Origin of the sequence: Micromonospora sp. NPDC005324 (assembly GCF_040607155.1) — a bacterium.
In the GTDB taxonomy this organism is placed as follows: domain Bacteria; phylum Actinomycetota; class Actinomycetes; order Mycobacteriales; family Micromonosporaceae; genus Micromonospora; species Micromonospora trifolii.
Genome location: NZ_JBEXGE010000035.1, coordinates 46,401 through 69,978 on the forward strand (window position 1 = coordinate 46,401; position 23,578 = coordinate 69,978).

23 protein-coding genes, 1 tRNA gene and 2 pseudogenes are annotated in these 23,578 nt (G+C 69.7%); 16 read left to right on the plus strand and 10 right to left on the minus strand.

Annotated features, from left to right (window positions below; translation table 11 throughout):
- The first annotated feature begins 79 nt into the window (after positions 1-79).
- The 3 genes from ABZS40_RS28530 (at position 80) to ABZS40_RS28540 (ending at position 3,620) form a co-directional block, all read left to right on the plus strand.
- Positions 80-2,197 (plus strand): MMPL family transporter, encoded by a 2,118-nt coding sequence (locus tag ABZS40_RS28530; protein WP_354946563.1) that lies wholly within the window; start codon positions 80-82, stop codon positions 2,195-2,197.
- Positions 2,187-3,425: an FAD-dependent oxidoreductase gene (locus ABZS40_RS28535; RefSeq protein ID WP_354946564.1), complete on the plus strand. Its 1,239-nt coding sequence runs from the start codon at positions 2,187-2,189 to the stop codon at positions 3,423-3,425. Before ABZS40_RS28530 ends, ABZS40_RS28535 begins: the two co-directional genes overlap by 11 nt.
- Before the next feature lie 121 nt (positions 3,426-3,546).
- Positions 3,547-3,620 (plus strand) — tRNA-Ile (locus tag ABZS40_RS28540).
- Positions 3,621-3,635: 15 nt separating this feature from the next.
- Here ABZS40_RS28540 and ABZS40_RS28545 read toward each other — a convergent pair.
- On the minus strand, positions 3,636-4,058 hold the full coding sequence (locus ABZS40_RS28545) for a hypothetical protein (protein ID WP_354946565.1): 423 nt from the start codon (positions 4,056-4,058) through the stop codon (positions 3,636-3,638).
- Between the two features lie 261 nt (positions 4,059-4,319).
- On the opposite strand from ABZS40_RS28545, the pseudogene ABZS40_RS28550 reads away from it, so the two are divergent.
- The 6 genes and pseudogenes from ABZS40_RS28550 to ABZS40_RS28575 all read left to right on the plus strand — a co-directional run.
- Positions 4,320-4,856 (plus strand): annotated as a pseudogene (locus ABZS40_RS28550) (ABC transporter substrate-binding protein); the annotation flags it as partial.
- Positions 4,857-4,981: 125 nt separating this feature from the next.
- Positions 4,982-5,119: a hypothetical protein gene (locus tag ABZS40_RS28555; protein ID WP_354946566.1), complete on the plus strand. Its 138-nt coding sequence runs from the start codon at positions 4,982-4,984 to the stop codon at positions 5,117-5,119.
- Positions 5,120-5,166: 47 nt separating this feature from the next.
- Positions 5,167-6,126, plus strand: a complete 960-nt coding sequence (locus tag ABZS40_RS28560; protein WP_354946567.1) for an iron ABC transporter permease — start codon at positions 5,167-5,169, stop codon at positions 6,124-6,126.
- A gap of 35 nt (positions 6,127-6,161) precedes the next feature.
- Positions 6,162-7,178, plus strand: coding sequence for an iron chelate uptake ABC transporter family permease subunit (locus ABZS40_RS28565; protein ID WP_354946594.1), 1,017 nt, complete (start codon positions 6,162-6,164; stop codon positions 7,176-7,178).
- A 13-nt stretch (positions 7,179-7,191) separates the two neighbouring features.
- On the plus strand, positions 7,192-8,004 hold the full coding sequence (locus ABZS40_RS28570) for an ABC transporter ATP-binding protein (protein WP_354946568.1): 813 nt from the start codon (positions 7,192-7,194) through the stop codon (positions 8,002-8,004).
- A gap of 79 nt (positions 8,005-8,083) precedes the next feature.
- Positions 8,084-8,359 (plus strand): helix-turn-helix transcriptional regulator, encoded by a 276-nt coding sequence (locus tag ABZS40_RS28575; protein ID WP_354946569.1) that lies wholly within the window; start codon positions 8,084-8,086, stop codon positions 8,357-8,359.
- Between the two features lie 987 nt (positions 8,360-9,346).
- Here the strand turns inward: ABZS40_RS28575 and ABZS40_RS28580 are convergent.
- The 3 genes and pseudogenes from ABZS40_RS28580 to ABZS40_RS28590 form a co-directional block, all read right to left on the minus strand.
- Positions 9,347-9,523, minus strand: a complete 177-nt coding sequence (locus ABZS40_RS28580) for a hypothetical protein (RefSeq protein WP_354946570.1) — start codon at positions 9,521-9,523, stop codon at positions 9,347-9,349.
- A gap of 342 nt (positions 9,524-9,865) precedes the next feature.
- A pseudogene (locus tag ABZS40_RS28585) lies at positions 9,866-10,048 on the minus strand (type II toxin-antitoxin system prevent-host-death family antitoxin); the annotation flags it as partial.
- Positions 10,049-10,366: 318 nt separating this feature from the next.
- Complete coding sequence (locus tag ABZS40_RS28590) at positions 10,367-11,485, minus strand: hypothetical protein (RefSeq protein WP_354946571.1); 1,119 nt, start codon at positions 11,483-11,485, stop codon at positions 10,367-10,369.
- Between the two features lie 109 nt (positions 11,486-11,594).
- On the opposite strand from ABZS40_RS28590, the gene ABZS40_RS28595 reads away from it, so the two are divergent.
- The 6 genes from ABZS40_RS28595 (at position 11,595) to ABZS40_RS28620 (ending at position 15,622) form a co-directional block, all read left to right on the plus strand.
- Entirely contained in the window at positions 11,595-12,506 is a 912-nt protein-coding gene (locus ABZS40_RS28595) for a LysR family transcriptional regulator (protein WP_354946572.1), read from the plus strand.
- 452 nt (positions 12,507-12,958) lie between these two features.
- On the plus strand, positions 12,959-13,249 hold the full coding sequence (locus ABZS40_RS28600) for a type II toxin-antitoxin system RelE/ParE family toxin (protein WP_354946573.1): 291 nt from the start codon (positions 12,959-12,961) through the stop codon (positions 13,247-13,249).
- On the plus strand, positions 13,249-13,563 hold the full coding sequence (locus ABZS40_RS28605) for a helix-turn-helix transcriptional regulator (RefSeq protein WP_354946574.1): 315 nt from the start codon (positions 13,249-13,251) through the stop codon (positions 13,561-13,563). The genes ABZS40_RS28600 and ABZS40_RS28605 overlap by 1 nt, the downstream gene beginning before the upstream one ends.
- A 358-nt stretch (positions 13,564-13,921) precedes the next feature.
- Positions 13,922-14,590, plus strand: coding sequence for an NAD(P)H-binding protein (locus ABZS40_RS28610; protein ID WP_354946575.1), 669 nt, complete (start codon positions 13,922-13,924; stop codon positions 14,588-14,590).
- Positions 14,591-14,702: 112 nt separating this feature from the next.
- A complete protein-coding gene (locus ABZS40_RS28615; RefSeq protein WP_354946576.1) occupies positions 14,703-15,149 on the plus strand; it encodes a hypothetical protein in 447 nt (148 codons plus the stop codon).
- Between the two features lie 134 nt (positions 15,150-15,283).
- Positions 15,284-15,622, plus strand: a complete 339-nt coding sequence (locus tag ABZS40_RS28620) for a hypothetical protein (RefSeq protein ID WP_354946577.1) — start codon at positions 15,284-15,286, stop codon at positions 15,620-15,622.
- A 212-nt stretch (positions 15,623-15,834) separates the two neighbouring features.
- Here ABZS40_RS28620 and ABZS40_RS28625 read toward each other — a convergent pair whose 3' ends face one another.
- The 5 genes from ABZS40_RS28625 to ABZS40_RS28645 form a co-directional block, all read right to left on the minus strand.
- Positions 15,835-16,287 carry a hypothetical protein gene (locus ABZS40_RS28625; protein WP_354946578.1) on the minus strand — a complete coding sequence of 151 codons (453 nt, stop codon included), beginning with the start codon at positions 16,285-16,287 and terminating at the stop codon, positions 15,835-15,837.
- Between the two features lie 103 nt (positions 16,288-16,390).
- A complete protein-coding gene (locus tag ABZS40_RS28630) occupies positions 16,391-16,804 on the minus strand; it encodes a nitroreductase/quinone reductase family protein (RefSeq protein ID WP_354946579.1) in 414 nt (137 codons plus the stop codon).
- A 30-nt stretch (positions 16,805-16,834) separates the two neighbouring features.
- Positions 16,835-17,470 carry a helix-turn-helix domain-containing protein gene (locus ABZS40_RS28635; RefSeq protein ID WP_354946580.1) on the minus strand — a complete coding sequence of 212 codons (636 nt, stop codon included), beginning with the start codon at positions 17,468-17,470 and terminating at the stop codon, positions 16,835-16,837.
- Positions 17,471-17,481: 11 nt separating this feature from the next.
- Positions 17,482-18,846, minus strand: a complete 1,365-nt coding sequence (locus tag ABZS40_RS28640) for an MmgE/PrpD family protein (RefSeq protein WP_354946581.1) — start codon at positions 18,844-18,846, stop codon at positions 17,482-17,484.
- A 60-nt stretch (positions 18,847-18,906) separates the two neighbouring features.
- Positions 18,907-21,969, minus strand: a complete 3,063-nt coding sequence (locus ABZS40_RS28645; protein WP_354946582.1) for a BTAD domain-containing putative transcriptional regulator — start codon at positions 21,967-21,969, stop codon at positions 18,907-18,909.
- Positions 21,970-22,182: 213 nt separating this feature from the next.
- Between ABZS40_RS28645 and ABZS40_RS28650 the strand changes: the two genes are divergently transcribed.
- Positions 22,183-22,977, plus strand: coding sequence for a hypothetical protein (locus ABZS40_RS28650; RefSeq protein WP_354946583.1), 795 nt, complete (start codon positions 22,183-22,185; stop codon positions 22,975-22,977).
- Positions 22,978-23,034: 57 nt separating this feature from the next.
- Here the strand turns inward: ABZS40_RS28650 and ABZS40_RS28655 are convergent, their stop codons facing one another.
- Positions 23,035-23,478, minus strand: a complete 444-nt coding sequence (locus ABZS40_RS28655) for a hypothetical protein (protein ID WP_354946584.1) — start codon at positions 23,476-23,478, stop codon at positions 23,035-23,037.
- Between the last annotated feature and the right edge of the window lie 100 nt (positions 23,479-23,578).

Genomic DNA, 23,578 nt, shown 5'->3' on the forward strand with positions numbered 1-23,578 from the left:
CGGCGGCAGGATGGGCGATGTTGACCCGCGTTCAGATTGCGTCGGCTGACGCGTCGAACCTTTGGGATGTGAGGGGCGGATGTCCGGACGAGGCGGCAAGGCCACGCTGATCGCGGTGGCGGTCGTGCTGGCCTGGTTGGTGATCGGCGGCGTGTCCGGCCCGTTCGCGGGGCGCCTCAGCGAGGTCGCCACCAACGACAACGCCGCCTTCCTGCCCACCGACGCCGAGGCGACCCGCGCCCAGGACCTCGCCGGCGAGTTCGTCGACCTGCAGACCATCCCGGCGCTGATCGTCTACGAGCGGCCCACCGGGATCACCGACGCCGACCGGCAGCGGGTGAGCGCCGACGCCGCCCGGTTCGCCCAGATCCCCGGCGTGGTCACCCCGCTGCCCCCACCCATCCCGAGCGAGGACGGCCAGGCACTCCAGGTCGTCGTACCGGTGGACGACGCCGAGGGCGAGGAGATCGGCGCGGTCGTCGAGAAACTGCGCGACATCACCGGCGGTGACCGGGACGGGCTCAGCGTGGACGTCTCCGGCCCGGCCGGTCTGCTCGCCGACCTGATCGAGGTCTTCGCCGCCATCGACGGACCACTGCTGCTGGTCACCCTGGTCGTGGTGCTGGTCATCCTGCTGATCGTCTACCGCAGCCCGGTCCTCTGGATCTTCCCGCTGCTCGCCGCCGGGATGTCGTACGCCCTCGCCTCGGTCTTCGTCTACCTGCTCGCCGACGCGGACGTGGTCAAGCTCAACGGGCAGGCCCAGGGCATCCTCACCGTGCTGGTCTTCGGCGCCGGCACCGACTACGCGCTGCTGCTGATCGCCCGCTACCGGGAGGAGCTGCACCGGCACGACCGCCCGTGGGACGCCATGAAGACCGCCTGGAAGGGCGCCGCGCCGGCCATCATCGCCTCCGGCGGCACCGTCATCGTCAGCCTGCTCTGCCTGCTGCTGTCCAGTCTCAACTCCAACCGGGCGCTCGGCCCGGTCGCCGCCATCGGCATCGCCGCCACCCTGCTGGTGATGCTCACCTTCCTACCCGCGCTTCTGGTGCTCGGCGGACGCTGGGCGTTCTGGCCCCGACGGCCCCCAGCCGACCAGGCCGACCCGCGGGCCGAACACGGCATCTGGAGCCGCATCGCCGGCTTCGTGGCCCGGCACGCCCGCCCGATCTGGCTGACCACCGCCGTCGTGCTGGCCCTGCTGACCCTCGGCCTCACCCAGCTCGGCGCCACCACCCTCGGCCAGTCCGACCTGTTCACCCAGCGCACCGACTCGGTCGACGGTCAGGAGGTGATCTCCCGGCACTACCCGGCCGGCACCGGCAGCCCGGCCACCATCTTCACCACCGAACAGACCGCCCGGCAGATCGCCCAGGTGGCGACTGACGTGCCCGGCGTCGCCGACGTCCGCCCCCTCCCGGCCGGCCCGCAGACCGGCCCACCCCAGGAGAACGCCGCCCCGAAGGTCGTCGACGGGCGGGTGCAGCTGGAGGCGACCCTGGCCGACCCGCCCGACAGCGACGGCGCCGAGCGGACCATCCGCGAGCTGCGGGTGGCCGTACACCAGGTGCCCGGCGCGGACGCGGTGGTCGGCGGCTTCACAGCGATCAACGTCGACACCTCGGACGCCGCGAAGCGCGACCAGAACATCATCATCCCGGTGGTCCTGGTGGTCATCGCAGTGATCCTGGCCCTGCTGCTGCGTGCGCTGCTCGCCCCGCTGCTGCTGATCGCCACAGTGCTGCTCAGCTTCGCGGCGACCCTCGGCCTCTGCGCGCTGCTGTTCCGCCACGTCTTCGACTTCCCCGGCGTGGACTCGTCGTTCCCGCTGTTCGCGTTCGTCTTCCTGGTCGCGCTCGGCATCGACTACAACATCTTCCTGATGAGCCGGGTCCGCGAAGAGTCGGTCAAGCGCGGCACCCGCGCCGGGGTGCTCGCCGGCCTCGCCGTCACCGGCGGGGTGATCACCTCCGCCGGCATCGTGCTCGCCGCGACGTTCTCCGCCCTCGCCGTCCTGCCACTGGTGGTGCTCGTCGAGTTGGGTACGACGGTCGCGATCGGGGTACTGATCGACACCATCATCGTCCGGTCGCTGCTGGTGCCCGCACTCGCGTACGACATCGGGCCGAAGATCTGGTGGCCGGGCCGGTTGTCCCGGGCGAACGGTGAGCGGGAGGCGCGCGGTGCTGGCTGAAACCGATGTGGTCATCGTCGGCGGCGGCCTGGCCGGCCTCGCCGCCGCCCGCCGGCTGCACCGCGCCGGCGTGCCCTGGCGGCTGGTGGAGGCCGAGGGTCGGCTCGGCGGCCGGGTCGCCACCGACGTGGTCGACGGTCACCTCATCGACCGGGGCTTCCAGGTGCTCAACACCGCCTACCCCCGGCTCGGCACGCTGCTCGACACCGACCAGCTCAACCTCGGCTACTTCACCTCCGGGGTGCTGGTCCGCAAGGGCGACAAGCTGCTGCGGCTGGTCAACCCGCTGCGCGAGCCGACCGGCGGGCCCGGCACCGCGCTCGCCGGGGTCGGCTCCCTGCTCGACCGGCTGCGCTTCGCCGCGCTCGCCACCGGCTGCGCCACACTGCCCGCGTCCCGGCTGCTCGCCGCGCCGGAAACCAGCAGCGAGACGGCGCTGCGCCGCGCCGGCCTCTCCGACGCGATCATCGAGGAACTGCTGCGACCGTTCCTGTCCGGTGTGTTCATCGAACGGGAACTCTCCACCTCCAGTCACGTCCTGGCGATGGTGCTGCGCTCCTTCGCCCGCGGCCGGATCGGCCTGCCCGCCGAAGGGATGGCCGCGCTGCCCCGGGCCGTCGCCGCACCGCTGCCCGCCGACCTGCTCGACCTGGACACCCCCGTCGCGGAGGTCACCCCGGGCCGGGTCCGCACCCAGGCCGGCGACATCCGCTGCCGGGCCGTCGTGGTCGCCGTCGACCCGCCCGCCGCGGCCGCGCTGCTGCCAGCCCTGGCGACGGTACGCATGCACAGCTACACCACCTACTACCACAGCGCCCCCGAGCCGCCGCTCACCGAGCCGATCCTGCTCGTCGACGGCGACCGACGCGAACTCGTCGCCAACACAGTGGTGCTCAGCAACGCCGCCGCGACGTACGCGCCCGCCGGACGGCACCTGATCGCCACCTCGGTGGTCGGCCCGACGGCCCCACCCGAGCCGACCATCCGGGCCGAGTTGACCCGGCTGTACGGCCGCTCCGCCACCGACTGGACCCACCTCACCACAGTGGCAATCCCCGAGGCGCTACCCGCCGCACCGCCGCCGCAGGGACGGCTGCGCAAGCCGGTGGCGTTGGGGGAGGGCCTGTTCGTGGCCGGTGACCACCGGGACAGCCCATCGATCCAGGGTGCTCTCACCAGCGGCTGGCGCGCCGCCGGCGCCGTGCTGGACGCGCTGCGCGCCGGCTGATCGCCGTACCCGAGCACGCTGTTATATTCCTGTTGCCCATCGTGCTGGTGCAGGCGTGGGCACCGGCCGGCTCGGTGCTGGCTGCTGACCGCCGAGCGGGATAAGATCCGGCGCGGTGTTCGGGGCGGTAGCTCAGCCGGTTAGAGCAGGGGACTCATAATCCCTCGGTCGCGGGTTCGAGCCCCGCCCGCCCCACCTGAAGACATGACCTCAATTGCGAGCGTTGGGGAGAAGCATCGCGCCTCCTGCCACATCGCCGTCCGGCAGGATCGTCGTCGTGGTCAGCACCCACGCCCTGGCGCTGTTGATGTCGTCCCAGGTGCGCTGGGGGTACGCGCGACCAGTGTCGTGCTCGCCCGCGTTGGCGATCGACGTGTACCGGCGGGTGTCGTAGACATCCGCCCACGCCAGGCAGCGGCCGTCGAGCCGCGGCATCAGCGTCTCGGCCATCTCTATGAGAGCTGCTCGGCCCGGGGCGGTCGGCGCGGTCATGCGGGTCCGGTCGAACACGACGACGAAGAACTCGTGCTGATCCAGCGCCGTGCGCAAGGCAGCGGCGAAGCTGGCGATGGCCGACTCGGTAACGCGCCCTTCGATCATCAGCTCAACCACGGGAGGCTCGACAGCCGTCATGCGCTCAGGCTAGGTTAGGCTAACCTCAGTCGTCCATAGAAGGAACCAACCTTGCGCCGCCTACTTCTGGTCACCGCCATCATCGGCTCTGCCTTGCTCACTGCCTGTTCCAATGGTGGGGGTGACACTGCCGATCGTGCGGGTGGCGACACCCGAACGGTGACGCACCGATTCGGTACGGTCCAGATCCCCTCGGATCCGAAGCGGATCGTGGCGATCGGTGCCACGGACGCCGATGTGCTGGCCACGCTCGGGGTCAAGATGGTCGGCGTCCGCGGCAGCGGCGGTTTCAGCCCGGACCCCACCTATCCGTGGCTCCACAAGCGCGCCGAGATCGCCGAGGCGACCGTGATCCAGCCGGACTCCAACGGCAACATCGACGTCGAGAAGGTGGCGGCGCTTCGGCCGGACGTCGTCTTCGCGGTCAACTCCTACACCTCGCCGAAGGAAGAGTACGACGCCCTGAGCCGCTTCGCGCCCGTCGTTGCCGCGAAGACCGACAACGTCGCCTCGGAGCCGTGGCAGGACCAGGTCACGCACATCGCGGCGGCGCTCGGAAAGTCCGAGGACGGCAAGCGCGTCGTCGACGACGTCCAGAGCAAGATCACAAAGGCAGCCGCCGACAACCCCGCGTGGAAGGGCAAGTCGCTGTCGTTCGTCGGTGTCTTCTCCGCGGACAGCGTGGAGGTCGTCTTCGGAGACAAGGACTACACCCGTCAGCTGCTGGCCGGGCTCGGCTTCACCGTGCCGGCCGCACAGCTCAAGGAGCTGCCCGCGTTGGTGAAGGACCAGGTGGGAACGCAGGCGTCGGTGAGCCTCGAGCGGCTCAACCTGCTGGAGGCGGACGGCCTCGTCATCGCCTACGCCAACCCGGCACTACGCCCGCAGCTGGAGGCGCGGCCGAACTTCAGCAGCTCAACGTCGTGCAAGGCGGTCGTGCCGTCACCACGGACTTCACGGTGGCGGCGGCGCTCCGCCTGCCCAGTCCGCTGTCGGTTCCGTACGTTGTCGACGCGCTGGTGCCGCCGCTGGCCAAGGCGCTGCCCTCGACCAAGTCCTGACGGTGCGCGCACGAGTCGATCGCCGGCGGGTCGCCGGGGGCGCGGCGGTGGCTGTCGTTCTGCTGGCTGGCACGGTGCTCGCCTCCCTCCTCCTGGGCACCAAGTCGGCGGACCTCGGTTCCACGTGGCGTGCACTCGTCGCCCCGGACGGCGGCGAGCTGGCCTCCGTCGTGCATGGGCTCCGGGTACCACGGACGGTCCTGGGGGTTGTCGCCGGCGCAGCCCTCGCCGTCGCCGGTGCGCAGTTCCAGGCGCTGACCCGCAACGCGCTCGCCGATCCCGGCCTGCTCGGGGTGTCCGCCGGCGCCGCGCTGGCGATCGTCGCGGGCACGGCTCTCCTCGGCGCACTGACGCCGCCCGTGGCGGCCGCTGCCGCGCTGGTGGGCGCGCTCGCGACCAGCACGGTCGTCTTCACGCTGGCCACCAGAGGGCGGCACGGCGGCAACCCCGCGACGTTGATCATTACCGGGGTCGCCGTCACGACTCTGCTGGCCAGCTTGACGACGGTTATCGCCCTGTCCGACCAGGCGAGCCTGGACAGCTACCGGTTCTGGCTCGTCGGTGCGCTCGCCGGCCGAGAGTTGAGCCTTCTGTGGTCCGCTCTACCGCTGGTCGTGTTCGGAGCGCTCGTCGCGGGCGGCACCGCTCGGCGCCTGGACGCCCTGGTCCTCGGCGACGATGTCGCCCGGGCGCTCGGCACCAGGGTCGCCCGCACCCGCGCCGCGGTGACCTGCTCGGCTGCCGCCCTGACCGCCGCCGCTGTCGCCCTGGCCGGCCCGGTGACATTCGTCGGGCTGGTGGCTCCGCACGTGGCACGCGCGCTGGTGGGCCCGAACTACACCCGGGTGCTGCCGACGTGCCTGGTCCTCGGCCCGGTACTGGTCCTGGCGGCAGATGTCGCGGGGCGCCTCGTCATCGCGCCTTCGGAGGTGCAGACCGGTGTCGTGATGGCGCTGTTGGGCGCCCCGGTGCTCGTCGCCGTCGTGCGCCGCAGAGCACTGCTATGACAGCCCGAGTGGAGGCTCAGCGTACCGGCGGGCGCGTGGCAGTACGCGTAGGCACAGTCAGCGTGGTCCTGCGTCCTCGACCGCTGATTGTCACGGCCCTCGCGTCGGTGGCCGCCGTCGGCCTTGCTCTCTGGTCGATGACGGTGGGTGAACTGCCGCTGTCACCTGGCGAGGTCGCAGCGGCCTTCACCGGCGACGCCGACGCAGCCGTCACCTACATCGTCGTGGACGTGCGGCTGCCGCGCCTTGTGCTCGCCGTGCTCGCGGGTGCCGCCTTCGGCCTGGCGGGTGCGGTTCTGCAGTCGGTCACCGGCAACCCGCTGGCGAGCCCCGACCTGCTCGGCGTGGCCGCGGGTGCCGGAGCGGCTGCCGTCACCTGCATCGTCCTTGGGTTCGACGGTTCCGCGGCGTCCCTGTCGCTGTTCGCCCTGGCAGGTGGTCTGCTCACCGCCGCAACAGTGTTCGGACTGGCCTGGCGCGGCGGCATGAGGGGGACGCGGATGCTGCTTGTCGGCATCGGCCTCGGAGCCGTCGGCAACGCCGTCACCAGCCTGCTCATCGCATCAGCGGGTTACGAGGACGCGGCTCGGGCGACGACTTGGCTCATCGGGGATCTGTCCGGCCGGGGGTGGGGCGACGTCCACCGCGTTGGTTGGGCACTGCTCGTGGCCGGGCCGCCGACCCTGCTGGTGGGGCGTAGCCTGCGCTCACTGCGGCTGGGCGACGCCGTCGCCGCCGCCCTCGGGGTCCGCATCACCCGAGCACGCGTCGCGCTGCTCCTTCTCGCCGTCGTGCTCACCGCCTGCGCCACGGCCGGCGCCGGACCCATCGCGTTCGTGGGGCTGCTGGCCCCGCTCATCGCGGCCCGGGCCTCGGCCACGGCGGAGACGCCACTGGTGGCCAGCGCAGCCACCGGCGCGCTGCTGGTCCTCGTCTCGGACCTGGTGGCCCGAAGCGGCCCGCTCGGCCTCGAGCTACCTGTCGGCGCGGTCACGGCCGTACTCGGAGCTGTTGCTTTGCTTCTCATCCTCCACCGCGCCAACACCGCCTGACCAGGAGATGACCATGGCTGCTCGCCTCACAGTGCATGACGTCAAGCTTGGCTACGGCGGCGCCGCGGCGGTCGACGGTGTCACGCTCGAGGTCCCGGACCGCCAGATCACCACCATCATCGGCAGCAACGGATGCGGCAAGTCCACCCTGCTCAAGGGCATGGCACGACTGCTCACGCCCGAACGCGGCCACATCGCCCTGGACGGGCGCCCGATCCACATCACCGACACCCGGTCCGTCGCCCGGATCGTCGGTCTCCTGCCGCAGGGGCCGACCGCCCCCGACGGCGTCACGGTGGCAGACCTCGTCGCCCGCGGCCGTGCGCCGCACCAGCGATGGTGGCAGCAGTGGTCACGTGAGGACGAGCAAGCCGTCCAAGCCGCGATCGACGCCACCGACCTCACCGCGCTCGCGGACACCGCTGTGCACCGACTGTCGGGAGGGCAGCGACAGCGGGCCTGGATCGCCATGGCACTGGCGCAGGACACCCCGATCCTGCTCCTTGACGAGCCCACGACCTACCTCAATGTCTCCCACCAGGTCGACGTTCTCGAGCTCGTACGCGAGCTCAATCAACGCGGCCGCACGATAGTCATGGTCCTGCACGACCTCAACCAAGCCGCTCGCTACGCCGACCACATCGTCGCGATGGCGTCGGGCCGCGTCGTCGCAAGCGGAACGCCCGAGCGGGTGATCACGCCCGACGTACTCAGCGACGTGTTCACCCTGGATGCGCTGGTCGTGGAGTGCCCCGCGACAGGTCGGCCACTGGTAGTGCCGACCGGGCTGCCGGGGCGTCAGTTACTCACGATCGTTCACCAGTAACTCCCAACGATTCGTGGCTACCCAACGCGCCGTTTGACGGCAGGAACCACCACATGACTGGGACGACATCCGGGCCGAGTTGCACGACGGGGACGAGGACGCGCTCGATGTGGAACGTGCCCGTACCGAGGCGTGGGTCAGCGCGTTTCACCTCGCCGAGGAGCGCAAGCGTCTGGGTCTCACCCAGCGGCAGGTGGCCGAACTGATGGGGGTCACACCCGGCCGGGTCAGTCAGATCGAGAACGGTGATCTGGAGGCCAACGAGGTGGCGACTCTTGGCCGATACGCACGAGCGCTGGGCGCCCGGATGCGGATCATTTTTGATCACGGCAGCGACCTCCGGCAGATCGCCTGATCTCCGGCGAGCCAGACGGCATCGTGTACGGCGAGGCCAAGTTGCTTCGGCGAACCGCACTGGTCGGCAAGCCGAGGTCATCGAGTCCCGTCGGATGCCCATGAGCTGGGCCGACTCGTGGGCTTCCGCCGCCTCGCCGCGCCCGGTCATGCGGTAGTGACATACGAGGAGCCTGTTCCCAATGTCTGCTGTTCGCTCAAGGGACCCCGGATGCCGATCCAGCTTACCCGTGGAATGGCTGCAGCGGTCGCCAGGGCCGGCGGTGGGTGACGTCTGCGATCGCTGGTGAGGCCACAGGGAGGGTGTGGTCTCGCTCGCACAAAGGCGGCGTCGAGTTCGAGCGGCTCATCTCTCCTGCCGTGTCGCTTGTGTCAGGGAATTGTCGGAGATCGTCGCCGACACTCGCCGACAAGTTCCAACAACTCTAGGGTCAGCTCCGGTGGCCGAGAAACCAGCAGTTCAACTCGGGTCGGACAGTAGGTCGGACGCTAAGTCGGACCGAAGGTCGGTATTCCCCGAGGTGCGGATAGCTGGCATCTTGCGAGATGAGTTTGGCGACATCGGTCGCCTCGCCGGACCGTCGCGACTTTCGACCGAAGGGATCCGACCCCACTGTGCCCAAGAGTTCTGAGGTGACCGGCTCGCCAGCGAACCCCACCAGAGCACCGCGATGGATGTGGCTTCTCGTTATCATTCTTGCGGCGGCTTTGGTGTCCATTGTCGCCGGACTGCTGGCTCATGCCGGCGGGGCCAATGTGCCGGTCGCCGTCCTGACGAGTGGCGGTGCGTTCGGCACGACTGTTCTGCTGCTCCTCGCGATAGGGAGCTTCCTTGAGAAGAGCAGCGGGTAGCTTCACGACAACACTGACGGTGCCTCGGCGGCAAGAGCGTGGACGGACCGAGGCGGGGATCAGTCGGATCCAAGCCAGAGGCGCAGCGACGCTCGGCCGCCGAGGTTGCCGCCTGTCCGTTCGATCGCGTCCGTGGTCACGAAGTCGTCGGGGCGCGGCCCCGACGGGCTGCTGCCGGAAGCACGCCGGGCGGGATGATGCCGAACCAGGCTCCGGCGGCGGCCATCGAGGCGACGACATACGCCACCCACCACCCGAGCAGCGCCCACATACCCTGGGTGACGGCGCCGGGCAGGCAGGGCAGGACGAGCACGAGAAAGAGGTAGGCCAGACGGCCGTGCGAGAGGCTGTTCTCCTTCGGCAGCCTCCGGGCGGGTGCAGGTCGCAGGCGCGAAGGCCGCAGCCGATGCCGTGGCCGCGATGCCATACGGCGGCCGGACTCCGCACCAGTGTGTGGACTCGTGTCAGTTCTGGCCGGGGCTCGCTACGGGAAGTCCTGCTTCCTTGGCACATTCGAGCAGCCGCCGGTCGTAGGTGACGAAGGCGGTGAGTGCCGTGCCGGACTCGTTGGTCAGCACTTGGGCGGTGCTGAATCGAGATAGATCACCAGCGCTCCTCGTCACGCATCGCAGCGAGCGACGCGGCCACGTCCACACTCTCGTCGCCCGGCGAGGGAGCCGACTGCGGTGCGGTTGACCCGTCGTACAAGCGGCACCACCTTCGCCACCGGGTTGCCCGTCCGGTCGATGATGATCTCTTCGCCGCGTTCCACCCGTTCGATGATGCGCGACAGGTGGGTCTTGGCATCAGGACAATCTGTTCCGGTGCATCGATGTATTATTTATGATCTTCATATTGGTCCGCACGCAACCAGTTGCGGTCGAACGGGTTGGATCAATTGATGGGGAGCGCCGGCCGGGCGAGCTGGCCAGCCTGCTAGCAGTGGAGCGCCGGGCTTGGTCGAGCAACGTGAGGGGCACCGACAGCCTCAGCCTTACGCACCGATCTTCGCCGGACTGAAACCAGACCGTCGGTCACCCTGACCAGCGGACCCCGCGCGCGATCCGCAGCGCCCTGATCGTCACGGGTCCGGCGGTCGGGCCGGTCGGGGACCTGGCCCATGGCCACCTCCCCGACCGGCCTGCCCAGATCCGGGTCAGGGAGTCGGGATGTTGACCCAGGACACAAAGTCGCTGCTGCCCACCGTGATTGGCAGCGGAAGCTTGTACGGTTTGATGACGGTGTTGCCGGTGACTCGCCAGCCACCCTTGGTGAACCCGCCAGCCGCCTCATAGTGCCCGGCGTAGCCGGAGAACTCGACCGCGACCAGCGCCGCCAGCGGTGAGTACGACTCGAAGTGGACGAACGGCGCCGGTGGTGTGCCACCGTTGCCGTCGGTGAGTTCGACCACGCGCTTCGGGTGCTCGGTAGGGTTGTTGCGGCACGCGTACTGTTCGACGACACCCTTGCCGATCAGCTTTCCGTAGAAATTCAGGCTGTGTTCGTAGATGAACGTTCCACACCAGTAGGTCTTGCCGTCTGAGCCGCGGATGCGTTGGGTGTTGTTGCCGACCAACAGCAGACCCTGGTCGCCCTGGAAGCCCGAAGCGAAGCGGCACGGGTCGGCGTCGATGCCGTCGATCGTCGCTGCGTCGACGTCGCCCGCGGCGCGCAGGTCGGCCACGATTGCGTCGGCCTCGCCCCGGGTCATCTTGTAGGTCCCGCAGTCGATGAGCGGGCTGTCGGCAGCGACGAACCGGTACGAGCCGCCGGAGGTAAGGGTTTCGACCATGTAGAACGGACCCTCACACTGGGCCGTCTCCTGACTCCAGCCGTACTCCTCCCGGTTCATCGTGCGGCTCGACTCCGTGTAGCTCCCTCCGAACGGCCGGGTGCGCGAGAGGACCGACCCGCCGCTGCCCCGGACGACAACCCACAGTGACACCGAGTCGCTGCGAAACGTCTCGGTGTAGGAGCCAGCCTGGCACTCCGGTGGGGTGATCGGGCCCGCGTGGGTCCACTCGTCATGCAGGCGTTCCTCTTCGACGGAGATCGTTCCTCCATCGGGCACGTCGAAGGTTCCGAGGTCGACCTCGTTCGCAGACGGATCACTGCCGCAGCCGGACGGGTAGCACCACGAACTGTCGGCCCATCGCGACAACAACAGGCGCTGGGAAGGTGCGGCCGCCTGGGCGGCGCTGCTGGGCACCAGGACGGCCACGGGCACCGCGACGACGAAGACCGCCATCGCTGCCAGACTCCGAAGGGATCTCATGTGCGTTCCTCCTGGGATCGGTACATCTGCACCCATCGTCAGCGGACGGCTCGGTGGCTGTGAAATACCGATGTCCTCGGAATTCATGCCCTGCTGCTATAAGTGCAGCGTGGACCTGGAAATCCGGCACCTTCGATATTTCTTGGCAGTGGCCGACGAGCTCAGCTTCACCAGGGCCGCCCAGCGCCTCAACATCGCTCAGCCCGCACTGAGCAGCCAGATTGCCCGCCTCGAGCGCCGTCTGGGTACGCCCCTGTTCGAGCGCACCACGCGCCGGGTGACGCTCACGGCGGCCGGGCTGGACCTGCGCGAGCGGGCCCGCGAGGCTGACCTGGTCATGCGAGCGATCGAGGAGACCTTCACCATCGACGTCCCGGCCACACTGCGAATGGGGCTGGAGATGGCTACGCTCGGGTCTCATCTGGCGGCCGCGCTCGGCGACGGCCTGCGGCCCGTACGCACACAGGTGGCCTCTGGCGAAGAAACGTTGGCCCGGCTTCGGGACGGTCGGCTCGATCTGATCCAGTACGCCGATGTCGCGGCTGCCCCACTCTCGGCCGGGCCGCCGCTACGATCGCGGGTCCTCCTGACCGAGCCCTCCGAGGTGGTGCTCGCGGCTGACCACCCACTTCACGGGGCGACCCAGGTGTGGCTGGGGCAGTTGAGTCAGGAGCGCTGGGTGACCCGGCTGCCGGGCAGCCGCCTGTACTCGTTCGTGGTGGACGCCTGCCGCGCGGCCGGGTTCGAGCCGGTGCTCATCCATCATGCCGACGACTCGCACGCCATCACCGAGGCCATCCTCGGTGGTGCGGTCACCTTCGGTAGCCCTCTCAACATCGCGACCGACGGCCTGGTTCAGCGGCCCATGCCGGACGGCCCGACACGGGACATCACTCTGGCGTGGAACCCCGACACGGTGCAGAACCAGGTGATGACACGTGCGGTTGCCGCATCCCAGGAGTGGTATGTCCGGTCGGCCTGGGCTCGCAACCCGTCGTACGCCCGGGAACGCTTCGGCTAGCGCCCGACATCTTCCGGATGGTCGCCATCGCGCACCAGCCAGGATCACACCGAGGACGCCCCCGCCGACCCGCTCCAGCCAGCGGCGACCAAACAGGAACGGGGTTGCGTTGATCAACCGTCGTGGGTCTTCGAGCTGGCCAGACTCGATGGCAGCGGCTTGCCGGCAACGGCGGCGGTGTGGTTCGCATGGTGGTACCTCCGCCCCACCGTGTCACGTGAGCTCGCTTTTGACCTGCGCTTTTGCGGTTCGCATGGCCGAGACGCCGGCTGGTGGGTGAGGGGTTCGCCCTTCTGCTGGATCGGTCGCGACCGGGGTCGGCTGTGTATAGACCGAGCTATAGTTGTTCCGTGACCAAAGGGCCAGCCCGTCGCTGGGCGATCAGGACGACAGGCGATGCCCGTGACTGGTTACGGGCCCTGCGTCAGACCGACCCGGCGGCGTAGCGGTCCGTGAACGAGGCGATTGACATGCTCGCCGAGACTGGTCCGGGTCCGGGGCGTCCGCTGGTCCACCCTTCTCGGGGTTCGAGCCTCAGCAACCTCAAGGAGCTGCGGCAGAGATCTGGGCGCGGCGTCGCTATTCGGGTTTCGTTCGTCTTTGATCCATTGTCGCAGGCGGTGCTGCTGGTCGCCGGCAACAAGGCCGGAGACTGGACGCGGTGGTACGAGAATGCGATCCCGGTCGCCGAGGTCGCGTACGAGGGTTGGCTTGCCTTCGAGAGGAAACGAAGGGAGGGCTGATGGTCGACTTCCATGACTGGGACGACATCCGCGCCGAGCTGCACGATGGGGACGACGACGCGCTCGATGCGGAACGTGCCCGCACCGAGGCGTGGGTCAGCGCGTTCCACCTCGCCGAGGAGCGCAGGCGTCTTGGTCTCACCCAGCGTCAGGTGGCAGAGCTGATGGGGGTCACGCCCGGCCGGGTGAGTCAGATCGAGAACGGCGATCTGGAGGCCAACGAGGTGGCGACTCTCAGCCGGTATGCGCGAGCGCTGGGCGCCCGGATGCGCATCATCTTCGACTACGGCAGCGACCTCCGTCAGATCGCCTGATCTCCGCGAGCCTCGGCGACATCGCGTGAGCTGGGCAGACCTGCAGATCTTGAATGGCTGGGTTCGTCCGATGTGGTCCATGTGATGGGCTTGGGCTGGGGTAGATCAATGGGATTAGGTATCCTGATGGAGGTAATTTGTCCGCGCGGGGGCGGGCGAAGCGTGAGGCGGTACGACGGCAGGCGGCCGGGTGGTTCGCCCAGGATGTGTCGGTGCCGAAGGTCGTGCGTCGGTTGCGGGTGTCGCAGACCGCGGCGTAGTTCATCAGACCGGCGCCCGGATCGAGACCGTCATCCGCGCCGCCGAACTGCGTCCGCGCATCATCGAGGCGATCAGGCTGGGGTCCAGGAGCGACAGGATGAGGCTCACGATCGTGGCGGCGACCGGCGGCATCGGCAATCAACTCCTCGCGCAGGCCGTGGTCGCCGGCCACGAGGTCACCGCCGTCGTTAGGAGTCCGACGTGGCTTCCCGAGGCATCGGTGCGCGTCGTCAGGGCCGATCTCTCGGCCCCTGATCCGGCGAGCCTACGGACCGCCGTCCACAGGTCCGACGCGGTGTTGTCCGGACTGGGCGCGCGATCCGTCGCCGAGGCCGGCGTCGCCTCCCGGGGCACCCGAGCGCTCATCGCGGCGATGCGGACGACGGGTGTGCGACGCCTCGTTGTCGTCAGCGCCGCGTCGGTCGGCACCGTACCGTCACCGGGGCGGCCGAACCCGCCGCGCCACAACCCTGGCGACGGGATCTTCATGCGGCACCTGGCCGCTCCGCTCGCCAAAGCCGCGTTCCGCAAGCACTACGTCGACCTGGCGCTGATGGAGGACCTCGTCCAGGAAAGTGACCTGGACTGGACCGTCCTGCGCCCACCCCGCCTGCTCAACAGGAGTCCGCGATGGAGATACCGGACGGCAGACGGGCAGAACGTCCGCGCCGGCATGTTCATCTCCCGCGCTCATGTCGCCCATCACATGCTTGACGTGCTCGACCGGCCCGAGACGATTCATCACGTTATCGGGATCGCCTACTGATGATGTCTTGTCATGGTTCGCCCGGTGCAGGTGGCTCGCCGGAGCCATCAGCTGACGGCCGGCCGTGGCGGGGACCCGGGTGGTCGTCCGATGTCCGCACCGAGCGGGTTGCATGAGGCGCCGACGGCTGCACCGCGCCACCTTCATCGCGGCCGGGATCTACAACATCGTCTGGGGTTGCTACGCGGTCCTCGACCCGCAATGGTTCTTCCGCCTCACGGGTCTGCCGCTGTCGAATCCACCGCAGATCTTCGCCTGCCTCGGCATGGTCCTCGGCCTGTACGGCGTGCTCTACCTGGAGGTGGCCCGCACCCCGGAACACGGCTGGCCGGTCGCCGCCGTCGGGCTGACCGGCAAGATCCTCGGCCCCCTGGGCCTGTCCTGGCTTCTCGTCACTGGAGCCTGGCCGATCAGCACCGTCGTGATCATCGCCACCAACGACCTGATCTGGTGGCTCCCCTTCAGTCGCTACCTTGTCGACGCCTGGCCGGACTTCCGAGCATCCTGGCGATCCCAGCAGTCTTATCGGCTTGAGGACGCTCCCGACGAACCCCGGTAGTGCGGCGTTCGACCGCGCCGAGGAGCGCAAGCGTCTCGGTCTCACCCAGCGGCAGGTGGCAGAGCTGATGGGGTTACGCCCGGCCGGGTGAGTCAGATCGAGAACGGCGATCTGGAGGCCGGCCCAACGGCTCGATGGACCGTCAGGACGGCGCGACAGTGGAACGAACATGCGCCGAGTCCGGCGTTCTGCAGGACTACGAGATCAGCGTCCGTACGCTCCGCGGCGCCACCGCCCCGATCCTCCTCGGCATGCTCCCCGCGGCAGCCACCCGAGCCGAGGTGGCCGCGGACGGCGGCGATGTCCAGGTCCGGTTCCGCAACGCCGATCTGGTGCCCCTCGAGATCCACGGCTTCGACGGGGCCGGGCGCTTCGTGGTGCAGGCCGCGCCATCGGGCCCGGACTGGGCTGGCATGAACTCGGTGTCGGTCGCTGTTCAGGACGCGGCCGTTCGGCCGCTCGCCAGCGCATGAGCCTCCCTCAGGGTGAGAGCGCCCGGTCACGCACCGCAGGCAGGGCTGCCCACGGTGGTCATCCAAGAGCCATCCGGTGCCGCGGGTTCCCGCCGTCGCGTGAACCAAACCGGCCTGCGGCTGCCGTACCAGCCCCTGCTGCCGTCGCTGATCCCTGATCCGCCCCTACCAACCCATTCGCGCCGTGGTGACGCCGCCTGGATGAGTCGGCCTCAGCCGATGTTGAGCAGCAACACCTGGTCGTCGCGGAGGTCAGAGATGCTCTCGCGCAACAGCCTCAACGTGTCCAGACCGGCCAAGCCGCTCTCCTCGAAAACCACCCCCATCTCCTCGAAGTGGGCGACCAACTCCTCCTCGCGGTGCGCGCCGGGATTGAGCTGATCCAGCAACGTTGGGGCTGGAGCGATGAGCGTGGTCAGGCCGTACGCGCTGTTGATGGCCTCCGACTCGGCATTGAACTCCGACGGCTCCAGGTCGATGCCGCGCTCCTCCAGATAGGTCAGGACGTACAGCATGCAGTAGCCGGACCAGTCGTACTCCTGCCGCGTCCTGCTCCCGTGTTCGGCCAGGTACGTGCGGAACGACGACGGCGATGTGCGGGCCAGGCGGGCCAGCTCGGTGACGCTGTTCCTGGGGACCACGGTCAGTGAGGCGATCGCAGACACTGCACTCTCCGTTGTAGGACTCTGCCGCTACCGCGTTCAGTCGGCTCGTCGGGCAGGCTACTGGGAGGAAGTGACACCGCTTCGGGGCAGCACGCGGTAGTGGTCAGGGTTCGTCGTCGAGCTGAATCTCCACCAGCGGGCTCCCGGCAAGCCAGTCCTCGACGGTCGGAGGGGTGCCGCGCACCGGTATGTGCGGCCCGTCGAGACCGGCGACGATCTCGGTGAAGACATCGCGGCGGGTTTCCATGTCCATGATCGGCACTGCGGTGGCAGGCAGGTCGGCGACCACCCGGTGTTTGAGGTGAACGGTGAAGCGGGGGTGGGCCACGAGGTTGGCGTACCAATCGCGGCGGCCGGGACGGCCGGTGAGGTACAACTTCCCGCTGGCGCGGTAGAGCCAGATCTCCTGCCGTCGCGATTGACCTGTGCGCGCGCCGGTGGTGGTTATGTCGATTCGACGGTCCGCGACCGTGGAGTCGCGTTTGATGGCCAGAGCGTTGCGTACTGCGTCATCCACAGTGATTGTCCTCCTCGGATGCACTGACGGTCAGCGGAGTCGTGGCGCTGTCGCGCGTTCCTCCACGGACTGCTTGGGCACTGGTGGGGCGACCGGCGCGGCGGGCGCGGGCCCGCGTAGTCCAGCGAGTACGTAGGCGAGATGCCGCCGCCAGGCGTCCGGCGCGGTGCCCCCGGCGGTGTGGATGATGCCGCGCAGTGCCCAGATGGTCGCCGCGATGTCGGCGAGGGTGACGGACGGCTGCACCCCGCCCCCGCGCTGGGCGCGATCGAGCAACTGGCCGGTTCGGGCCTCCAACTCGGCGACGAGCTGGGTCGGTGCGAGCTCACCCCACATTCCGTGCAGGAAGCCACGCTTCGCGGCGAGCTGGTAGCCGACGGTCTCGAAATAGACGTCGAGGCAGCGCTGTGGTGGCTCGGTCAGGGCCTGCCCGGCCAGCTCGACCAGATGGCCGAAGAACGTGGCGAGGACCTCCCCGACAAGCGCGTCCTTGGTCGGGAAGCGCCGGTAGAGGGTGGCCGGGCTGACCTCCGCCGCGCGGGCGATTTCCTCCATGCTCGCTTCGGGCCCGCGTTCGGCGAACACGCGTTCGGCGGCGTCAACCAGGCGCCTCCGGTTGGCGGCGGCGTCCCGGCGCAGTGCGCCGGTGGCGGGTGCGGACGACATGATTAGCCCTTCTACGGGCGCTGGAGCAGCGAGGTGAGCGACGATACGGAATCCGTCTCGTGCAGCGCCGCGACGGTCCTGACGATGGCGGCGGCGGCCTTCTCACCGAGCACACCCGCGACGTTGTCGGTGAATTTGCGTTCGATGTCGTCGAAGGTGGCCGGCAGGGTCGGGTGGCCGCGGAATCCGGCCTGGTAGCGCTCCAGGTGGACGCCGTCGAGCAACTCGATGTCGACGAGGGCGCTGAACACCGGGTCACCCGCCGGGATGGGCATCGCGTACGGCTCGATCAGGTCGCCGATGGCCAGGATCGCCGGGTCATTCCACCGGTTCGGGTCGAAGTAGTCGGCGGGGGCGTTGTGGCCGGTGACGAACTGCAAACCGGCGCCGAACGCCAGGCTGAACTGGGCGGAGATCGCGTCGGTCGGACGGGTGATGGCGGCTCCGTGGCCCACCGCGAAGTCGACGAGTCCGATCCGGATCCGTTTGATCTGCCGCGGGTCGATCGGCGTGGTCTCGCGCAGGTGACGGATCGCGTCGAGTGGGGCGTGCACGGTGCCGACGGACGGGTAAAAGCGGAAAATCGTGTCCAACACCTGCCAGTGTTGCCAGGCGGCCTCCGGGATGTTCGCCCCCTCGGCACCGGCGAAGAGGCCGATGACGCCGCGATGCCCCTCGAAGATCGTCGGCGGGCCGGTCAGACCGAGTCGGGCCAGTTGTGCGGCCTCCGTACCGGCGCGGGCCGCGGAGCCGGCGTGCAGGCGCTTGACCTCGCCGCCGCTGCGGTCGTACTCCATGGTGCCGGAGGCGTCGCTGCCGGCGATTCCGAATGCCTGGGTCAGCTCGGCCGGGCTGAGCCGCAGAACGTGGCCAGCCGCGGCGGCAGCGCCGAACACTCCGAGAACCTTGGAGCCGTGCCAGCCGGTTGCCAGCATGCCGCCGGTGGTCACCGCGCCCAGGAGCCCCATCACCTGGATGCCGGCGGCCACGGCGGTGACCAACTCGCGGCCGTCGGCGCCGTCGCGCTCGGCGAGCGCCAGTGCGGCCGGCACCACCGCCGAGGAGGTGTGCCATGCGGTGCCGTGCGCGTCGTCGTACTCGCAACTGTGGCCGAGGGTGCCGTTGACGTATGCGGCCTGCGCCGCGCTGGTCTTCCGGTCGCCGCCGGTCACCGTGCTCTCGGGTGCGCCGGATGCCGATGCGGCCAACCGGCGCACCGGCTGGATGTTGGGCAGGGTCGAGCCGAGCACCTGCACCCCGAGCTGGTCCATGATCACCTGCTCGGTGCGCTCGACGACCTCGGCGGGCAGATCCTCGAAGCGGAGTCGGCTCACCCAGGTCGCCAACCGTCGCGCGACGGTGTCTTCATCAGCCATAAGTGACAGTATGCGCTCCCAAGTGAGAGAGCATCATGTCATTTACGTCACAAGTCCCGCTCAGGCTGGTGCGCCGCACAGCTTGTCGCGCGCCTGGGTCGGTACGCCGATGGCGGACATCGCCTCCTCGTAGCGCCGGTACGCCTGTGCGGCCTCGCCGTGCCGGCCCGCCGCCCTCAACGTCCGGATGAACTCGCCGTGCACACCCTCGTCGTGAGGTTCCAGGTCGAGGGCACGGCCGAGGTGGCGGATGGCCTCGTCGATGTTGTCGGCGGCGCGGGCGAGCGAGGCCAGCTTGCGTACCACGCGCAGGTAGACCCGACGTGTCTCCTCGCGGGTCGGTCGGGACCAGTCGTCGTACGGCTCGTCCTCCAGGAAGTCGCCCCGGTAGCGCTGCTCGGCGAGGAGCAGCGCGGCGCGGGCGTCTTCGTTGTCGCCCTGCTCGGCCAGCCGGAGGCCGTGCGCCGATTCGGTGAGGAATTCCTCGACATCGAGTTCGAGGTGACCGACGTCGAGGGCGAGACTCGGGTGCGCGGCGATGATGAAGTGGTCCGTCGGGCTGCGGCGCTGCGGATCGAGCACGCCACGGAGGGTGGACAGCGCCACGGACAGCCGGTGGCTGACCCGGCCCTGATCCTGTGCGGGCCAGAGCATCTCGCCGAGCTGCTCCCGGGGCACCGCGCGACCACGCCGGGCGGCAAGGATCCGGAGAAGATCCCGGGCCTTACGTGACTGCCAGGCCGCCGCCATCACCTGCGCGCCGTTCACGTACACCTCGAAGCGTCCGAGGGTGCGGACGGTGACCTGTGCGACGCGGCGTGGGCAGTGCCGGCTCAGCGTCGGCAGCGGCACCCCGGCACTGGTCAGCCGCTCGGCGGCCAAGCGGGCATCGACGCGCTCCTGGGGATCCGCCCCGGGCAGCCGGCTGAGCAGCACCGTGAGTCGGTCCGCGGCCACCACCGACGTGATGTCGCGCAGGGTCGCCGCCGCCTCCCGCCAGGCCCGCCGGGTGTCGTCGGTGTCGGTGGCGGCCGCCCCGCGAAGCTCCAGCGCCTCGGCGAGCGCCGCGCGGTCACGATGCAGCCGGGCGGCGGCGGACGCGGTCAGCGCCACCTCCACGGCCTGGGTCCGGTCGCCGATCTCCAGCGCCACCCAGCCGAGCGCGAGTCGGGCGGTCGCCGAGTCCGGGCCGCGTTCCAGTTCGACGGCGCGTTGGGCCAGGGCGAACGCCGTGGCGCCGTCCTCGGCCGCCAGCACGCGGGCCAACCCGGCGAGCGCCGGCACCTGGATCTGGAGGTCGTTGACAGGTTCGCTGGCGCGCAGCGCCTCCTCGTACGCCGCGCGGGCCAGGTTGGTGCGGCCCCGCAGGGCGTGGATATCGCCGATCCCCACCAGCGGGTACGCCACCTTGCGGGACCCCATGCGCTGAAGGAGCGGTACGGCGCGTTCGTAGGACGCGGTGGCCTCGGCGAGTTGACCGAGGTGGAAGTGCGCCGCGCCCTCGTTGCAGAGCGCCAGCGCGAGCATCGCGGCGTACCCGTTGGTCTGGGCCAACTCCACCGCGGGCCGCACCTCCGCCAGTGCTTCGAGGTATCGGCCCTCGCCCACCAGGGCGGACGCCCGGTTGGCCCGGATGCGGGTCACCTGGACGGTGTCGCGTGCCGCCTCGGCAGCGTGCAGCGCCTTCTCGTGATGCTCGTCGGCTGCCGGTCGATCACCACGAAGCTTGGCGTCCAGGGCCAGCGCGGTGTGCGCGGCGGCGAGCGCGGCGTCGCCCCCGATCGCTGTCGCCGCCGCGAGGGCCCGTTCGGCGTTGTCCTGGCACGCCTTGGCGTTTCCGCTGGTCCACTGTGCGGCGGCGGTCCAGGCGAGCAGTCGGGCGTTGTCGGTGGACGGGTGCGGGTCGAGCACACCGCGCTGGAAGACCTCCAGGGCGGAGTGCGGCTCGCCGCGCAGATAGTGCACGAGGCCGTACCGCCAGGCGAGGCCGGCAGCGAGGGACTCCTGCCGGTCGGCCAGCATGGCGTACGCGGCGAGTGCGGTCTCGAAGTCGCCGCGCATCTGCTGCGCCTCCCCGTAGCGCAGCCGCAGGTCGTCGGACCGGGCGTGCTCGGGCAGGGACTGGAAGGCGTCGACGACGGCCTCGGCGCCGCCCGCGGCGAGCAGCGCCGCGCCGTGGTCGGCGAGGATCCGCGCCGCGGCCTCGGTGACACCCGATTTTCGGTACGACCGCAGGGCCGCGACGAGGAAGCCGTGCTCGGCGTACCACGGTGCCGCTTTCGCGTGCAGGCGTCGCATCCCCGCCGGGGTCAACGGGAACCGGCGGCGGGCGACGCTGGCGACGAGCGGCACCATCCGGTACCCGTGCCCGTCGGTCGTAGCGGGGAGGAGGATGCCGGCGCGGGTCAGCTGGTCCAGCCAGTGAACTCCGTGTCGGTGCCCGAGCACGCGGGCCAGCTCCCTGTGGAACGGGTCGAGGTGCGCCGCGTCCCGCAGCAGCCGGTGGACCTCGGGCGCCAACTCCGCGAACACGTCGCGGACCAGACAGGACTCCAGCGGCGTACCCGGCTCGGTCAGGTCGTCGGAGTCCGTGCCGCCGGCAGCAGCCGTCCGCGCGGCCAGGGTGACCAGGGCCGGCCAACCGCTGGTCGCGGCGTGGATCCGGGCCGCGAGTGCCGGGTCGGTCAGACCGTGGTCGGCGAGGAGGGACGCAACCTCATCGAGTGAGAGCCGGAGGTCCGGCGGGCCGTGCTCGGCGAGCAGCCCCGACTGCCGGCGGGACAGTGTTGGCGGGTGGCGGGTCAGGAGGACCACCCTGAGCTGCGGCGGAAGGTGTTCGAGGCTGTCCAGTAGCGCCTGTAGCCGGCGGCGGGGCAGTCGCGGCACGTCGTCGAGGACGAGCCAGCTTGGTTCGTCGACGGGCAGGCCCAGCGCGGACCGGGCGCCCAGCGAGACCAGATGTTCCGGCCCGGCTGTCGCCAGGGCCGCCACGTCCGCCGCGTCGCACCAGCGCACCGGGCGGTCGCCCAGCCAGCCTCGTACGGCGAACGTCTTGCCGTACCCGGCTGCGGCGACCACGAGGGTGCACCGTCGGCTCAACCCGTGATCCGCTGTCGCGTTCATCGGTTGCCTTCCAGTCGAAGCTGGTTCATGTCTCATTTGGCGCCCCGCTGGCGGGCTTACGTACGTGAACGTCGCCGTTACGACACCGGATCCGAGGCGCGATTGATGCCACCTTGACGGCGCTCTGAACCTCGCCTCGAAGGATGGCGAAGGCAGGTGGAGGCGCGATCCGTCCGGATCCGCCTCTCGGGATCGATCGGATGAGGAGTTGTGATGGCAAGAGTGCTGTCGGGACGCGCACTGCTCGCAGTGCTGGTCGTCCTGCCGACGGTGGCCGCGTGGAACGCCGCGCCGGCCAGCGCCGCCGGTGGGCCGAGTTCGGTGGTGTACGACGACGAGCCAGTGGACCGCGAGATCGAGTTGGCGCGGCTGGGCTACCGGAACGGTGTGCGGGTGGTGTTCTCCCGCGACGAGTCGTCCGGCGACTGGGGCATCCGTCAGGACGGGGAGATGGGCCGCAACGCGCCTCTGGCGTTCGACGACAAGCAGGGCATTCTGAAGACGTACCTGACCATCACGCCCCGGTCCGTGCCGGTGCCGCGAGAGCTGCTGTCGGAGCCGCCGGCCGGCACGCCGACCCCGCCGGAGCTGGCCTACCGGACCATCGCCGCGTCCCTGGTCGTCGCCGACGGTCTCACCGTGCCGACGTCGGGCGGCATGGCCGCGGCGGCGGTGATGACCTGCTGGGACCTGTACTGGAACTCGTACAACTGGGCCGAGCTGCCCGGATACCCGAATCCGGGCTCGGTGTGGCACCAGCCGAAGACGTACTACTCGTCCGACTTCGGCGGGATGAAGATGTACTCCTACAGCTACCTCGCCAACTGCGGCGGGTACGCCCGGCACCGGATCTACTACAAGTCAGCCGGCGACTACTACAAGCACCACGACTACGAGGTGGCGTCGGACCACTGGCAGGCGGTCAAGAAGGGTTCGGTGCACCGCTACCGCAAGGTGCACTACGACGGCACCTCGGGGGACACCCGCAACGGCAAGTACACCGGCTAGGTGTCCTGTCGAGCCTCATGACCATCGAATGTCGCGTTGACTCGCGCCGGAGCGCTGCTAGGTCCACCGTTCCGTCAGCCGTTGCCGCCACCACGCCTGCGCGTGCCAGGAACTCAGCTTGGCAGCTCGGGGGTCAGGCAGTGTCTTGCGGAGGAACTCCTCGTCCAACGGGTCGACGACACGCTGCAACTCGCGGCGGGCGGCCGCTGGCAGTCGGCGCAGCGCGTCGCCCAGGACGTCCCGCTGCTCTACCGCATTGCCGCAGCCCGGACAGGGGCAGTTGTCCGGAGATAGATCCAGCCACCGTCCCGACCGCCGAATCGTACGACGATAGCCATCCAGCGCGGTCGCCACTGAACCAATACCGGGTTGCCCGCGTTCGAGCCTGGCGATCGCCGCGTTCGTGCCGTTCGACAGGCCATCAATGGGGCGGATCTTGCCGGCGTTCCGGCCGGCCGACTTCAACAGGGCGCGCAGCGCGCCGGGAGATCTACGCGCCATGGGCCTTTCGGGGCTGACTCATGGCAAGCACCTTGCCACACCACCGTCACGACCCGCCAACGTATTCGTGCGACCCGCCTCAGGCCGACGAGGGCGGTGT

Coding starts and splice junctions, on each gene's coding strand:
- ABZS40_RS28620 (WP_354946577.1), top strand. CDS start 15,284: ATGGACCGTCAGGACGGCGCGACAGTGGAACGAACATGCGCCGAGTCC.
- ABZS40_RS28590 (WP_354946571.1), bottom strand. CDS start 11,485: ATGAGATCCCTTCGGAGTCTGGCAGCGATGGCGGTCTTCGTCGTCGCG.
- ABZS40_RS28570 (WP_354946568.1), top strand. CDS start 7,192: ATGGCTGCTCGCCTCACAGTGCATGACGTCAAGCTTGGCTACGGCGGC.
- ABZS40_RS28605 (WP_354946574.1), top strand. CDS start 13,249: ATGGTCGACTTCCATGACTGGGACGACATCCGCGCCGAGCTGCACGAT.
- ABZS40_RS28610 (WP_354946575.1), top strand. CDS start 13,922: ATGAGGCTCACGATCGTGGCGGCGACCGGCGGCATCGGCAATCAACTC.
- ABZS40_RS28655 (WP_354946584.1), bottom strand. CDS start 23,478: ATGGCGCGTAGATCTCCCGGCGCGCTGCGCGCCCTGTTGAAGTCGGCC.
- ABZS40_RS28640 (WP_354946581.1), bottom strand. CDS start 18,846: ATGGCTGATGAAGACACCGTCGCGCGACGGTTGGCGACCTGGGTGAGC.
- ABZS40_RS28545 (WP_354946565.1), bottom strand. CDS start 4,058: ATGACGGCTGTCGAGCCTCCCGTGGTTGAGCTGATGATCGAAGGGCGC.
- ABZS40_RS28530 (WP_354946563.1), top strand. CDS start 80: ATGTCCGGACGAGGCGGCAAGGCCACGCTGATCGCGGTGGCGGTCGTG.
- ABZS40_RS28645 (WP_354946582.1), bottom strand. CDS start 21,969: ATGAACGCGACAGCGGATCACGGGTTGAGCCGACGGTGCACCCTCGTG.
- ABZS40_RS28615 (WP_354946576.1), top strand. CDS start 14,703: ATGAGGCGCCGACGGCTGCACCGCGCCACCTTCATCGCGGCCGGGATC.
- ABZS40_RS28650 (WP_354946583.1), top strand. CDS start 22,183: ATGGCAAGAGTGCTGTCGGGACGCGCACTGCTCGCAGTGCTGGTCGTC.
- ABZS40_RS28635 (WP_354946580.1), bottom strand. CDS start 17,470: ATGTCGTCCGCACCCGCCACCGGCGCACTGCGCCGGGACGCCGCCGCC.